The organism is Variovorax sp. P4_D9, assembly GCF_056401695.1.
In genome coordinates this window covers 1-12191 of record NZ_JBFUIU010000220.1, presented here as the reverse complement: position 1 = coordinate 12191, position 12191 = coordinate 1, and the positions used below count along the sequence as shown (strand labels likewise).

Annotated in this window: 12 protein-coding genes and 2 pseudogenes; 9 read left to right on the top strand and 5 right to left on the bottom strand. The window is 68.9% G+C overall.

Annotated features, from left to right (window positions below):
• A partial coding sequence (locus tag AC1DY5_RS22935) for an FUSC family protein (RefSeq protein ID WP_478115061.1) occupies positions 1–790 on the top strand: 790 nt, incomplete at its 5' end.
• Complete coding sequence (locus tag AC1DY5_RS22930) at positions 787–1863, top strand: mechanosensitive ion channel family protein (protein WP_478115059.1); 1077 nt, start codon at positions 787–789, stop codon at positions 1861–1863. The genes AC1DY5_RS22935 and AC1DY5_RS22930, both read left to right, overlap by 4 nt.
• 4 nt (positions 1864–1867) lie before the next feature.
• Here the strand turns inward: AC1DY5_RS22930 and AC1DY5_RS22925 are convergent, their stop codons facing one another.
• Positions 1868–2359 (bottom strand): MarR family winged helix-turn-helix transcriptional regulator, encoded by a 492-nt coding sequence (locus tag AC1DY5_RS22925; protein WP_478115057.1) that lies wholly within the window; start codon positions 2357–2359, stop codon positions 1868–1870.
• Positions 2360–2604: 245 nt separating this feature from the next.
• Between AC1DY5_RS22925 and AC1DY5_RS22920 the strand changes: the two are divergent.
• The 3 genes and pseudogenes from AC1DY5_RS22920 to AC1DY5_RS22910 all read left to right on the top strand — a co-directional run bounded on the left by AC1DY5_RS22920 (position 2605) and on the right by AC1DY5_RS22910 (position 5708).
• Positions 2605–3371: pseudogene (locus tag AC1DY5_RS22920) on the top strand (Bug family tripartite tricarboxylate transporter substrate binding protein).
• A gap of 43 nt (positions 3372–3414) precedes the next feature.
• On the top strand, positions 3415–4386 hold the full coding sequence (locus tag AC1DY5_RS22915) for a Bug family tripartite tricarboxylate transporter substrate binding protein (RefSeq protein ID WP_478115055.1): 972 nt from the start codon (positions 3415–3417) through the stop codon (positions 4384–4386).
• A 5-nt stretch (positions 4387–4391) separates the two neighbouring features.
• The gene (locus AC1DY5_RS22910; protein ID WP_478115053.1) at positions 4392–5708 is read left to right on the top strand and encodes a sulfatase family protein; all 1317 of its coding nucleotides are present in this window, start codon (positions 4392–4394) and stop codon (positions 5706–5708) included.
• Positions 5709–5872: 164 nt separating this feature from the next.
• Here AC1DY5_RS22910 and AC1DY5_RS22905 read toward each other — a convergent pair whose 3' ends face one another.
• Positions 5873–6094 (bottom strand): hypothetical protein, encoded by a 222-nt coding sequence (locus tag AC1DY5_RS22905; protein ID WP_478115051.1) that lies wholly within the window; start codon positions 6092–6094, stop codon positions 5873–5875.
• A 236-nt stretch (positions 6095–6330) separates the two neighbouring features.
• Between AC1DY5_RS22905 and AC1DY5_RS22900 the strand changes: the two genes are divergently transcribed.
• Entirely contained in the window at positions 6331–6843 is a 513-nt protein-coding gene (locus AC1DY5_RS22900) for a MarR family winged helix-turn-helix transcriptional regulator (RefSeq protein WP_478115049.1), read from the top strand.
• Here AC1DY5_RS22900 and AC1DY5_RS22895 read toward each other — a convergent pair.
• Both AC1DY5_RS22895 and AC1DY5_RS22890 read right to left on the bottom strand, forming a co-directional pair.
• On the bottom strand, positions 6785–7126 hold the full coding sequence (locus AC1DY5_RS22895; RefSeq protein ID WP_478115047.1) for an AraC family transcriptional regulator: 342 nt from the start codon (positions 7124–7126) through the stop codon (positions 6785–6787). The genes AC1DY5_RS22900 and AC1DY5_RS22895 overlap by 59 nt on opposite strands.
• A gap of 170 nt (positions 7127–7296) precedes the next feature.
• Positions 7297–7383, bottom strand: a pseudogene (locus tag AC1DY5_RS22890) (AraC family transcriptional regulator); the annotation flags it as partial.
• A gap of 308 nt (positions 7384–7691) precedes the next feature.
• Between AC1DY5_RS22890 and AC1DY5_RS22885 the strand changes: the two are divergent.
• The 3 genes from AC1DY5_RS22885 to AC1DY5_RS22875 all read left to right on the top strand — a co-directional run bounded on the left by AC1DY5_RS22885 (position 7692) and on the right by AC1DY5_RS22875 (position 9745).
• Complete coding sequence (locus AC1DY5_RS22885; protein ID WP_478115045.1) at positions 7692–8270, top strand: PadR family transcriptional regulator; 579 nt, start codon at positions 7692–7694, stop codon at positions 8268–8270.
• A gap of 4 nt (positions 8271–8274) precedes the next feature.
• Complete coding sequence (locus tag AC1DY5_RS22880; RefSeq protein ID WP_478115043.1) at positions 8275–9108, top strand: siderophore-interacting protein; 834 nt, start codon at positions 8275–8277, stop codon at positions 9106–9108.
• 124 nt (positions 9109–9232) lie between these two features.
• Positions 9233–9745, top strand: coding sequence for a hypothetical protein (locus tag AC1DY5_RS22875; RefSeq protein ID WP_478115041.1), 513 nt, complete (start codon positions 9233–9235; stop codon positions 9743–9745).
• 18 nt (positions 9746–9763) lie between these two features.
• On the opposite strand, the gene AC1DY5_RS22870 is transcribed toward AC1DY5_RS22875, so the two are convergent.
• The gene (locus AC1DY5_RS22870) at positions 9764–11839 is read right to left on the bottom strand and encodes an O-linked N-acetylglucosamine transferase, SPINDLY family protein (protein WP_478115039.1); all 2076 of its coding nucleotides are present in this window, start codon (positions 11837–11839) and stop codon (positions 9764–9766) included.
• Positions 11840–12191: the final 352 nt, after the last annotated feature.

Sequence of the window (12191 nt, the reverse complement as noted above, 5' to 3'; positions counted from 1 at the left end):
GGCCCAGGCGATCGCCCACGGCTTCGCGGTCCGGCGCTACCTGATCACCTCGGTCGCCGCCACGGTGCTGGGGCTGGTCCAGGCCCACATGCTGAACACCGGCATGAGCACCACCTTCGCGCTGTTCGAGCGCGTCGCCGACACTCTGATCGGCGCCGCTCTGGCCTGGGCCTTCTGCTACGTGCTGCCGTCCTGGGAGCGCGGCCAGATCCCGGCGCTGGTGGCGCGGGTGCTGAAAGCCCAGGCCCGCCACGCCCGGCTCGCGCTCGGACTGGGCCAGCTGCGCTCGGTCGGCGTCAGCCCCGAGCTCGAATGGCGGCTGGCCCGGCGCGAGGCCTACGACAGCCTCTCGGCTCTGGTGCAGGCGACACAGCGCTCGCTGTCGGAGCCGCGCGCCGTGCGCCCACCRCTCGAACCGCTGGAGCACCTGCAGGCCCACAGCTACCAGTTGCTGGCCCAGCTGAGCGCGGTGAAGTCAATGCTGGTGCTGCGGCGCGACCGCCTGACGCCGGCCGAGATAGAAGGCCCGCTGGCCCGCACGGCCCAGCGCATCGAGGCCGCCATCGGCGCCGCGCCCACCAGCGGCCCGATGATGCCCGAGGGCTCACCCGCCACCACGCTGTCCGGCCCGATCCCGCTGCCCGACCCCTTCGACAACGACATCACGCCCTGGCTGCTGCGCCGGCTCGACATGGCCACGGGCATCGCGGCGCAGCTGCGCGACGACGCGGCACGCATCCTGCAGCCGCTTTCGGAAACCACGGAAGACAGCCCCCAGACCGCCCGATGATCCTGCAACTGCTCGCCTACCCGTGGTCGGCTCCGCTGCTCGCCGCGCTGCTCGCGCTGCCGCTGGCGCTGCTGGCGCACCGGGTGGCCGCGCTGGTGCTCGACCGCGTCACGCGCTCGGTGCCGACGCTCCACGCGACGCTGCTGGCGATCAAGCGGCCGGCGCGCTTCGTGCTGCCGCTGCTGGCACTGCAGCTGGTCTGGCAGGCGGCACCCGATGACCTGCGCTTCATCGGCAACGTCCGCCACCTCAATGGCCTGCTGCTGATCGCGACAGCGACTTGGCTCGCGGTGCAGGCGATCAACGGTTTTGCCGACGGCATGGTCAGGCAGCACCCCTCGGACGTGCGCGACAACCTGCAGGCGCGCCGCATCCTGACCCAGACGCGGGTGCTGGCCCGCACCGCCAATTCGGTGCTGCTGGTGGCGGGCGCCGCGCTGATGCTGATGACCTTCCCGGGCGCGCGCCAGGTCGGCGCCAGCCTGCTGGCCTCGGCCGGCGTGATCGGCATCGTCGCCGGCCTGGCGGCCAAGCCGGTGTTCAGCAACCTGATCGCCGGCCTGCAGATCGCGCTGGCGCAGCCGATCCGGATCGACGACGTGCTGGTGGTCGAGGGCGAGTGGGGACGGGTCGAGGAGATCACCGGGACCTTCGTGGTGCTGCGCATCTGGGACGACCGCCGGTTGATCCTGCCGCTCACCTACTTCATCGAGAAGCCGTTCCAGAACTGGACCCGGCACGACTCGCAGCTGCTCGGCTCGGTCTTCGTCTACGCCGACTACGGCATGCCGCTGGCGCCGCTGCGCGCGGAGGTCGAGCGGATCGTCGAGGCGGCGCCCGAATGGGACGGCCGCTTCTTCAACCTGCGGGTCACCGATGCCACCGAGCGAACGATGCAGATCCGCGTGCTGTGCACGGCGGCCTCGTCGGCGCTGGCCTTCGACCTGCGCTGCACGGTGCGCGAAGGACTGATCGAATTCATGCAGCGCGAGTACCCGCAGTTCCTGCCGCGGATGCGGATCGAGGGCGACGGCGCGCGGGCGGCCGCGGCTGCGGAGACGGCGCAGCCCTGAACAGTCAAGCGCCGCGCCGCCCGCGGTCGGCCTTGGGCAGCACGGCCTCGGCGGCCATGCGCTCGGCGCGTGCCTGCAGCAGCCGAAGCGCATTGTCCAGCCGGGCGATGGTGTCGGCATCCAGCGCCCCCACGAGTTCGCCATTGATCTGCGTCACCAGCGGGAACAATTCGTGGTACAGGGCCTGCCCGCGCGCCGTGAGCCCCAACAGGACCTGGCGCCGATCACCGGCCGGATGCTCGCGCGACAGAAGCCCCTTGGCCACCATCGAGCCCACCGCCTTCGAGGTGCGCGCCCGATCGAGCTGCGCATGCTCGGCCAACTGCGAGGAACTCAGTTCCCCGCGGCTGGCCAGCGTGGCGATCAGCCGCCACTCGCGCCGCGTGATGCCGAAGCGGCCCTCGCACAAGCGGATGACCATGCTGCCGCCGACCGCGAGCAGGCGCGACAGACGGTACAGCAGCAGGTCGTCCAGGGGTCGGCGCGGCGCGGTCATCTAGTGGTAAATCCTTGGAATGGTTGATTTGATCAATCGAATGCCGCGACTCTAAAGTCAATCGCAAGGAGACAAGGCCCCCATGCACCACGGAATCGACCGCCGCCACCTCCTGGCGGCCCTCGGCGGCCTCGCCCTTTCGTCGCTGGCGCGCGCCCAGGCCTTCACGCCAGGCCATCAAGGTGCTGATCGGCGTCCCGGCCGGCGGCACCCAGGACGTGCTTACGCGCGCCATCGCGCAGGAAATGCGCGACTCGCTCGGCCCGCTGATCATCGACAACCGATCCGGCGCCGCCGGCCGCATCGCGGTCGAGGCGGTCAAGAACGCCGCGCCCGACGGCCGCACGCTGCTGCTGGGTACAGCCGGCATGATGACCATGTTCCCTGGCGCCTACCGCAACCTCTCGTACGTCCCGATCAAGGACTCGTGCCGATCATCAACGCGGCCCGCTTCGAGCTCGCGCTGGTGGTCGGCAAGGACGTGCTCGCCAACACGCTGCCCGAGTTCCTGGCCTGGGCCAAGGCGCAGGGCGACAAGGTGAGCTTCGCTTCCTACGGCKCCGGCACGCCCTCGCACTTTCTCGGCGAGATGCTCAACCGCGCAGCCGGCCTACACGCAGCCGGCCTACAGATGGTCCACGTGCCCTACCGCGGCTCGACCCCGGCGCGCCAGGACGTGATGGGCGGCACCATCCCGGTCTACTTCGACCCCATCGGCGGCGCGCTGCAGATGCTGCCCACCTCGCCGCTGATGCCCGACCTGCCGACCTTCACCGAGGCCGGCCTCAAGAGCGTGGTCGCGACCGCCTGGTTCGCGTATTACGCGTCCCTGAAGACGCCGCAGCCGATCGTCGACAAGCTGCGTGCCGAATTCAACCGCGCCGTCAATTCGCGCGAGATGCGCCAGCAGCTGGTACAGAACGGCATGTACCCGGTGGGCGACGGCCCCGAGGCGCTGTTGAAGACAATGCGCGAGGACACCGCCCGCTGGGGCGGGATCATAAGGCCGTGAATTTCCAGGCCAACGACTGACCCTGCCTCGCATCGGAGCCCCCATGTTTTCTCGTCGATTGATCCCCCGCCTCGCCGCCGCGCTCGTTCTCGGCGCAGCCACCCTGGGGGCCCAGGCCGAGGCCGTCGAGGGCGGGCCGCTGCGCATCGTGGTCGGCTATGCCGCCGGCGGCGCCACCGACCGCGTCGCGCGCATCGTCGGCGACAAGCTGCAGACCCGGCTGGGCGTCCCGGTGGTGGTCGACAACAAGCCCGGAGCCGGCGGCCGTCTCGCGGCCCAGCAGGTCAAGGCCACGCCGGCCGCCCAGAACGTGCTGATGCTCGCCAACCCGGCCGTGATGGTGATCGCGCCGCTAGTCTTCAAGGACAACGGCTACGACGCCGAGCGCGACTTCGTGCCGGTCTCGCACGTCAACGACTACGAGTTCGCGCTGGCGGTGTCGACCGCGGTGCCGGTGCGCGAGCTGTCGCATCTGCTGGCCTGGATGCGCGCAAACCCCGAGAAGGCCAACTTCGGCGTGCCGGCGACCGGCAGCCTGCCGCACTTCTTCGGCCTCATGATGGGCGAGAAGGCCAAGGTGCGGGCCGAAGTCGTGGGCTACCGGGGCTCGGGCCCGCTGTTGACCGACCTGATCGGCGGCCAGGTGCCGATCGCCTTCGACACCTTCGACGTCGACCTGCCGCAGCACCAGGCCGGCAAGATCCGCATCCTGGCGGTGTCGGGCGCCAAGCGCTCGTCCTTCGCGCCCGAGATCCCGACCTTCAGGGAAGCCGGTCTCGACCTGGTCGCCACCGGCTGGAACACCTTCTTCGCCCCGGCCAGCATGCCCAAGGACAAGGTCGCGCTGCTCGCGCAGGCGATCCGCGAAGTGATGCAGGACTCGGACACCCAGCGCCGCTTCAAGGACACACTGATGACGCCGGTGGTCAGCACCCAGGCCCAGACCGAGGCCATGCTGAAGGCCTACCGCGCGCAGTGGGCGCCGGTGGTGCAGAAGTCCGGCTACCAACCCTGAAAAAAATGCAACGACCCAACATCATCTTCATCGTCGCCGACGACCTCGGCCTTGCCGACCTCGGCTGCTACGGCGGCCGCGACGCCGCCTTCGGCCCGGTCTCACCGGTGCTCGACGGCCTGGCCGCGAAGGGCATCCGCTTCACGCAGGGCTATGCCAATTCGCCGGTGTGCTCGCCGACCCGCTTCGCGATGATCACGGCGCGCTACCAGTACCGGCTGCGCGGCGCCGCCGAGGAGCCGATCAACAGCAAGAGCCGCGGCAGCGCGACGCTCGGCCTGCCGACCGATCACCCGACCCTGCCCTCGCTGCTGCGAGGTGCCGGCTACCGCACGGCGCTGGTCGGAAAGTGGCACCTGGGCTTCCCGACGAGCTTCGGTCCGCTGCGCTCGGGCTACGAAGAGTTCTTCGGCCCGATGTCCGGCGGCGTCGACTACTTCACGCACTGCGATTCGAGTGGCCGGCACGACCTCTGGTCCGGCGAGGAGGACTGCCCCCAGGAGGGCTACCTGACAGACTTGCTGTCGCGCCGTGCGGTCGACTACGTCCAGCGCATGGCGCAGCAGGACGCGCCCTTCTTCCTCAGCCTGCACTACACGGCGCCGCACTGGCCCTGGGAGACGCGCGACGACGCGGCCAAGGCGCCGGCCGTGAAGGACAACCTGTTCGACCTCTCGGGCGGCAACATCCACACCTACCGCCGCATGATCCATCACATGGACGAGGGCATCGGCTCGATCATGGCGGCGCTCGAGAAAAACGGCATGGCCGACAACACGCTGGCGGTGTTCACCAGCGACAACGGCGGCGAGCGCTTCTCGGACAACTGGCCGCTGGTCGGCGGAAAGATGGACCTGACCGAAGGCGGCATCCGGGTGCCCTGGATCGCGCACTGGCCGCAGGCGATCACCGCAGGCACGGTCAGCGAACAGCAGTGCATGACGATGGACTGGTCGGCGACGATGCTCGACGCCGCCGGCGTCGCGGCCGATCCTCGGTACCCGCTCGACGGCGTGTCGCTGCTGCCGGTGCTGCGCGATGCGGGCAAGACCTTCGCGCGGCCGCTGCACTGGCGCATGAACCACCGCGGCCAGCGGGCGCTGCGCGACGGCGACTGGAAGTACCTGCAGGTCGACGGCAACGAGTACCTGTTCAACATCCCGGCCGACGAGCGCGAGCGGGCGAATCTGGCGCGCAAGGAGCCGGAACGACTGGCGGCGATGCGCGAGGACTGGCTGGCCTGGAATGCGACGATGCCGCCGATTCCCGAGGATGCGACCGTGAGCCTGGGCTATTCCGTCAAGGACATGCCGGGGCGGTAACTCACCCCCAGGTTGGGCTCCCTTCGAGTAGCCCGCCCACCCCTGCCGGGGGCAACACCGGCGGCCTGGCAAAGCCAGTTCCGCGTTGTTTCATCAACGGGCCTGGCTGCGCCGGCCGTCAAAAGGCCCGCCGAAGCGAGGCTTCTTTCTGGCGACCGGCTTGATCAGCTGGCTTGCAGGGCCTGCGGGGGGCGCTGGGCCGAGGCGCGCAAGAAATGGACGGTGCGAACCAGGGTCCAGAAGGCGGCGCGCAGGCGCTTCAGGGCCGGGGCGAACACCGAGGGCTCGTTGCGGCCGAGGTGGCTGGCTTCATCGTTGGCCAAGTCACGCTCGAAGGTGTCGGTGAACTTGGGGTTGCGGGGGAAATAGGCAGTGGAAGCGGTCATGGGGTCTATTTTAGGGGTTTACCCTAGTTTTCAAGCACCCGCGAGGCCATAACCACGTGGCCGGAACGGCATTTCGTCACGTTTTGCTGCCCTCCCTGGCGCTGAAGGCCTATTGCACGGTCAGGATCAGCACCATCAGCAAGCCGACCAGCGACAGYCCCGACATGGACTCGCCCAGCAAAGGGTCACGGCCGTCAGAGGGCAATCTTGACTTCAAGACAAATAGAGGTTTGCAGATGGGCACGCAGCGACAACCGGACGCAGTGGATGCCATCCTGGCGCAGTGGCATCGGGAGCGGCCCGACCTGGACGTCACGCCGATGGGTAAGATCGGACGCATCAACCGCTGCTCGGCGCTGCTGCAGCGCAGGCTCGAAAAAGCCTTCTCGGCCTTCGCGCTCACTCACTGGGAATTCGATGTGCTGGCCACCCTGCGCCGCTCAGGCGCGCCGTTCCGGCTGACGCCGACCGCGCTCTTCTCGGCCCTGATGGTCAGTTCGGGCACCATGACCCATCGGCTCAAGGGCCTCGAAGGCCGCGGCCTGTTGCAGCGCCTGGCGCATCCCGATGACGCCCGCAGCCTGCTGGTGCAGTTGACGCCCGACGGACTCGCGCTGATCGATCGCGCCGTGGAGGCGCACGTGGTGAACGAGCCTCGGATCCTGGCCGCCTTCAAGGCATCGGACCTGGTCACGCTCGACGCGCGCCTGTCGAATCTGCTCGCGCTGCTCGAATCTCCCGGCGATTGACCCCAAGCACCCGCACCGGCATGCACAGCTCGCACTCGAATGCCCCGGTCTCCGGGTCGATCACGAAGTCATTCCCGTGCACCTCGATCGACGGCGCCTCGTCGGCCTGGTAGCCGCTATCGGGCAGCCAGTCGCAGAGCTGGACCCAGGCGCCATGGATCTCGGCCGACGTGCCCGCGAAGCGCACGCAGGCAAAGCGCCCTCCCCTGAGCGTCTGAACGCCGACCTCGCCGGCGGGACGGAAATCGGCGTCGASCTCGACGCAGGCGTCATAGCGGCACATCGACGGTGGCGCGAGGCGCGCCGGCGCGAGAACCCCTTGGGCCAGGCCTGCTCATCCTGGCGGAAGGCATCGATGATTGCTTGATGGTGCTTGCGGTCCGCTTGATGAATCTTGCGCAACTGCAGGCGACGCCCCTCCGCCCAGGCACGGAACGCGCCGCGCCGCCAGGCCGTCGGCGTCACATCGAAACGGGCACTGAATGCGCGGCTGAACACCGCCGCCGAACCGAAGCCGACATCGAGCGCGATCGCCAGCACCGTTTCGGGCGGCCCAACAGCAGCCGAGCTGCCGCCACCTCCAGCCGCCGCCGCCGTACCCGGTCGGCCAGCGTCTCGCCGGTCATGGCCTGGAACACACGATGGAAGTGCCAGGCGGAAAAGTGCGCCACCGAGGCCAGCGCCGCCAGATCGAGCGGCTCCGACAGATGGACAGATGGCTGTCGATGTGATCGGTCACGCGGTTGATGCGCGCGACATGGGCACGGCGCGGGTCATCCAAGACTTGACTCAGATACAATTTAGATATATCTTTATAAAATCAGATAACGAACAGAAGGACATCTTCCATGCGAGCTCACAGAAGCTTTTTACACGGCAACCCGCGCGGCGAACACGGCGACGGGCTGGGCGGCGGACGGGCCGGCGCGATCGAGCACCGCGGCGGGCGCGGCGGTGGCGGCGGTCGGATCTTTGGCCACGGCGGCCTGCGATTCGTGCTGCTGCAGTTGATCGCCGACAAGCCGAGCCACGGCTATGAACTGATCAAGGCCATCGAGGAGCGCCTCGGGGGCCGCTACAGCCCGAGCCCAGGCATCGCCTACCCGACCCTCACGCTCCTCGAGGAGTTGGGCTATGTCAGCGTCGATGCCGCCGACGGTGGCGGGCGCAAGCGCTACAGCGTGACTGCGGCCGGCCTGGACTTCCTCGCCGCCAACCGCGCGACCACCGACGAGATGATGGCCCGCATGTCGAGCGGCGTCGATGGCGCCGGCCCACGCGCCGGCCGGCCGCCGCAGGTGGTCCGCGCCATCGAGAACCTCAAGCTCGCGATGCGCCTGCGACTCGCCGCGCCCCTCACCGAACAGCAGGCCCACGAATTCGCCGCAGTGCTCGACAGCGCTGCCCAGCAACTGGAAAAAATCTGAACCCATGCCCCAAACCTCGACCGTCCCCTCCGCCCCCGACCGCCTGCCGCGCCGCGTGCGCCACGAACTTCGCTTTCGCAAGCTCGAGGTGCGGGCCGTGCGGCGCATCACGCCGCACCTGATCCGCATCACGCTCGGCGGCGACGAACTGGCGGGCTTCGACAGCCCCGGCTTCGACGACCACGCGAAGATCTTCTTCCCGGACGCAGTGACCGGAAAGCTCACGGTACCGACGCCCGGGCCCGAAGGCCCGATCTGGCCGCCTGGCCAGAAGTCGGCGATGCGCGACTACACGCCGCGCCGCCACGACGCCGCCGCCGGTACGCTCGAGATCGACTTCGCGCTGCACGATGCCGGCCCGGCCACGCAATGGGCCGAGTCGGCCCGCCCCGGCGAGATGGTTGGCRTGGGCGGACCCCGCGGCTCCTTCATCATCCCGACCGCCTTCGACTGGCACCTGCTGATCGGCGACGACACCGCCCTGCCCGCGATCTCGCGGCGCCTGGCCGAACTGCCGCCCGGCGCCCGTGCCGTGGTGCTGGCCGAAGTCGATGGCGAAGCCGACCAAATTGCCTTCGACACGCAGGCTTCGCTCGCGCTGCAATGGGTATACCGGCGCGGTGCCGAGCCCGGCACCGGCTCGCCGCTGCTCGATGCGCTGCGCCAACTGAATCTGCCCGAGGGCGATTTCCACGCCTGGGTGGCCTGCGAATCAACTGCCGCCAAGACGATCCGCGCCCACCTGGTGGGCGAACGCGGCGCCCATCCGAAGTGGGTCAAGGCGGCTGGCTACTGGCGCCGCGGCGCCGCCGCCACCCACGAGAAGCACGACGACTGAGCGCGCAGCCCCCGACCAAATGCGCTAAGGCGCACGGCGGTTTGACTGTCTGATGACGGTGCTGGAAAATGCCTCTCCTTGAGTACCAATGACTTAGTAGTCGATTGAACCAAGGGAGAAAAAGATGAGCGTCGAACCTGCACACTGGCAGTTCTTGATTGCCATGTTGACCGGGGCGCTGCTGCTTGTCGGCGCCATGTGGGCCTGGCGGCGCATGGCGATGCGCCGCGAGGCCGAGCGCCGCATCGAAGCCGCAAGGGTGCGTTCGGGTCATGTCCCGCTGGAGATCCCGACCGTGCGCGGCGGGCTCGGTGCCACGGGGGACTCGGTTCCCGACACCCTGCCCGAGTGGTTCATCCAGGGCAAGGGTGAACACGCCATCGTCGACGAAACGCCACGCATCCGGGTTCGCTACGTCGACGGCCACGACCGCAAGATCGAGTGCACGCTGCAGGTCGACCTTCTGGACCTGCAGAAGAAGATCATCATCGGCCACGGGGAACTCCCCGGCGACCCGCGGCGCCTGCCGCTCCACCGCATCACGTCCGCCCGCATCGCCGATTCGGGCCAGCGTTTCAACATCGACACCTGGGTCGAAGCGGTGCGCGTCGCCCGCCGCCGCCGCGGCCAAGCCTGAGCCGGCGTCGCCCTCGGCTCAGCCCGCAACCCGGATGTGATCCGGTGCCAGGCCCTGGCGATGCCGCTGCCACATCGCATCGAAGGCCGATTCGAGCCGCCGCGCGAAGCGCTCGGAATCGAAAAGCGGCGAGTTCGTCCGCTGATGCTGCAGCCGCTCGCGCAGCGCGGCCAGGCGGGCCGGCGAGGTCGCAAGTTCGAGTGCGAGACCTTCGTACGCCGCCACGCCGCGAGTCACGAGTTCGGGCAACCCGATCGCCGCCAGCAGGCTGGCACCGACGCGCGACGGGAAGGTGGCTCCGGCCAGCGTCAGCACCGGGACGCCGCCCCACAGCGCGTCGCTGCAGGTCGTGTGCGCGTTGTAGTGGAAAGTGTCCAGGAACAGGTCCGCGTGCCGGTGGCGCGCCAGGTGGTCGGTCAGCGGCATGCGCGCGGCCCAGACGATGCGCTGCGGATCGACGCCGCGCCGGGCGGCCTCGGCGCCGAGCGCGCGCTGGGCCTCGTCGTTGCTCTTGAGCAGCCACAACACGCTGCCGGGCACGGCGTGCAGCAGGCGCATCCAGACATCGAACACATCGGGCGTGATCTTGTGAATGTTGTTGAAGCAGGCGAACACCAGCGCGTCCGGTGGCAGGCCCAGTTCGGCGCGGCTGCCCGGATCGCTGCCGATCGCCTTGGTGTCGTCGTTGGGGAAATAGCTGTCCGGCAGCCACACCACCTTTTCGGCGTAGTGGCAGAACTCGTCCTCGGGAATGACGGTCGCGTCAGCCAGGATGTAGTCCATGAAGTCGCAGCCCATCGATCCCGGAAAGCCGAGATAGTTGACCTGCAGCGGCGCTGCGCGGCCGGCGAAGATGTTGGACCGGAAGCCCTCGGTGAAGCCGTTGAGATCGACCGCGATGTCGATGCCGGCGGCTCGCGCCAGCGCCGCGATCTCGGCGTCGCTGCGCTCGGAGACATTGCTGAAGTGCTCGAGCGCCTCGGCGACGCGCGCGCCTACGGAGTCCAGTGGATGCGACCCGAGCGCGAAGCCGAAAGTCTCGAAACGGCTCCGGTCATGGCATTCGAACACGCGGGCGAGCAACTGCGACGTCGGATGGTTGCGGAAGTCGGACGAGAAGTAGCCCACCCGCAGACGCCGGGCCGGATCCCGAGGCTCGACGGCGCGCTCGGCCGCCGGCTGCGGCGGACACTGGTCCTGCGCATAGACCCGCGCCGAGCGCAGCAGGGTGGGGGGGCCAGCGGGCACCGGCATCAGGGTGAAGGGGGTCGCCGCCTTTTCGCCGGCATCGACCCGGGCCACCGCCTGGCCCACCTGCTGCGCCCAGTCGTCCCACCGGCACACCGCCATCGCGGCGTGCAGCCGGTGGCCGGCCAGATAGTCCCATTGCGGCGCCAGCTGTTCGACCCGGTCGTAACACGCCAGCGCCTCGGCCGGCCGCTTGAGCAGGGTCAGCGTGATGGCCTGGTTCATCCAGGCCGGTACGTCCTGTGGGGCCAGCGACAACGCGCGACGATAGCTTTCGAGCGCTTCGGCGCCGCGGCCGATTTCGGTCAGCGCGGCGCCGCGATCGCTCCAGTCGCTCACGCGCCCAGGATCGAGCACCAGCGCGCGCTCGTAGTGCTGTACGGCGGCGCCGAAGCGATGCAGGGCGGCCAGCGTGCCGGCGAGGTTGGACTGGAGCTCGGGGGAGCGGGGATTCAGGCGCTCGGCGCGGCCAAAGGCATCGAGCGCCTGATCGTGTTGCGACAGGGCGCCGTGGGCCACGCCCAGTTCGTGCAGTCCTTCGAAGAACGGGCCCGCCAGCTTGAGCGAGCGGCCGAAGGAGGCGATGGCCTCCCGGGCTCGGCCCTGCTGCAGCTGCACGCGTCCAAGATAGAACAGCGCCTCCGGGGAGCACGAGGGCAGCGCCGCGGCCTTCTGCAGCCACTCCTCGCAAGCGCCCAGTTCCTGGCGGTTGCCGCAGATGTAGGCCAGCAACTCGCAAGCCCGGGCGTTGCGGGGATCGCGCTCGATCGCCTGGCGCAACAAAGGCTCGGCCAGGGCGATCTGCCCGGCGCGGAAATGCTGTTCGGCCTGGGCTACCAGTTGCATCGTCGTTAGGTCCAGCGCTGCGAGGGACACGGAACGGCGGCCGCAGCGCGAGGCAGCCCTTCCAACATGAATGACGCCCATTTGGGCCGCGCCATTGTGCAGCCCCGTCTGCTTTCAAGACAACCAAAGGTCTGAAACGAAACTGAGCTATTCGATCCGCTGCGCATGGTCGGCCTGGGGCGGGCTCACGTCGACGGCGTGCTCGGCTCCGCGAATGTCCCCCGGCCTGCGGCCTCCTCTTTATCGCTGCGCAGAGCACACCATCGACGTGATCCGTCAAAGCGGTGGTTGATCGTCCAGCACCACACCGCCTTGCTTGTCTCAAGTACCGGACCAGGGCATCGTCTTGTCA

Bases quoted from the DNA above. Each gene is read 5' to 3' on its own strand.
- AC1DY5_RS22930 (WP_478115059.1), top strand. From the start codon at position 787: ATGATCCTGCAACTGCTCGCCTACCCGTGGTCGGCTCCGCTGCTCGCC.
- AC1DY5_RS22925 (WP_478115057.1), bottom strand. From the start codon at position 2,359: ATGACCGCGCCGCGCCGACCCCTGGACGACCTGCTGCTGTACCGTCTG.
- AC1DY5_RS22915 (WP_478115055.1), top strand. From the start codon at position 3,415: ATGTTTTCTCGTCGATTGATCCCCCGCCTCGCCGCCGCGCTCGTTCTC.
- AC1DY5_RS22910 (WP_478115053.1), top strand. From the start codon at position 4,392: ATGCAACGACCCAACATCATCTTCATCGTCGCCGACGACCTCGGCCTT.
- AC1DY5_RS22905 (WP_478115051.1), bottom strand. From the start codon at position 6,094: ATGACCGCTTCCACTGCCTATTTCCCCCGCAACCCCAAGTTCACCGAC.
- AC1DY5_RS22900 (WP_478115049.1), top strand. From the start codon at position 6,331: ATGGGCACGCAGCGACAACCGGACGCAGTGGATGCCATCCTGGCGCAG.
- AC1DY5_RS22885 (WP_478115045.1), top strand. From the start codon at position 7,692: ATGCGAGCTCACAGAAGCTTTTTACACGGCAACCCGCGCGGCGAACAC.
- AC1DY5_RS22875 (WP_478115041.1), top strand. From the start codon at position 9,233: ATGAGCGTCGAACCTGCACACTGGCAGTTCTTGATTGCCATGTTGACC.
- AC1DY5_RS22870 (WP_478115039.1), bottom strand. From the start codon at position 11,839: ATGCAACTGGTAGCCCAGGCCGAACAGCATTTCCGCGCCGGGCAGATC.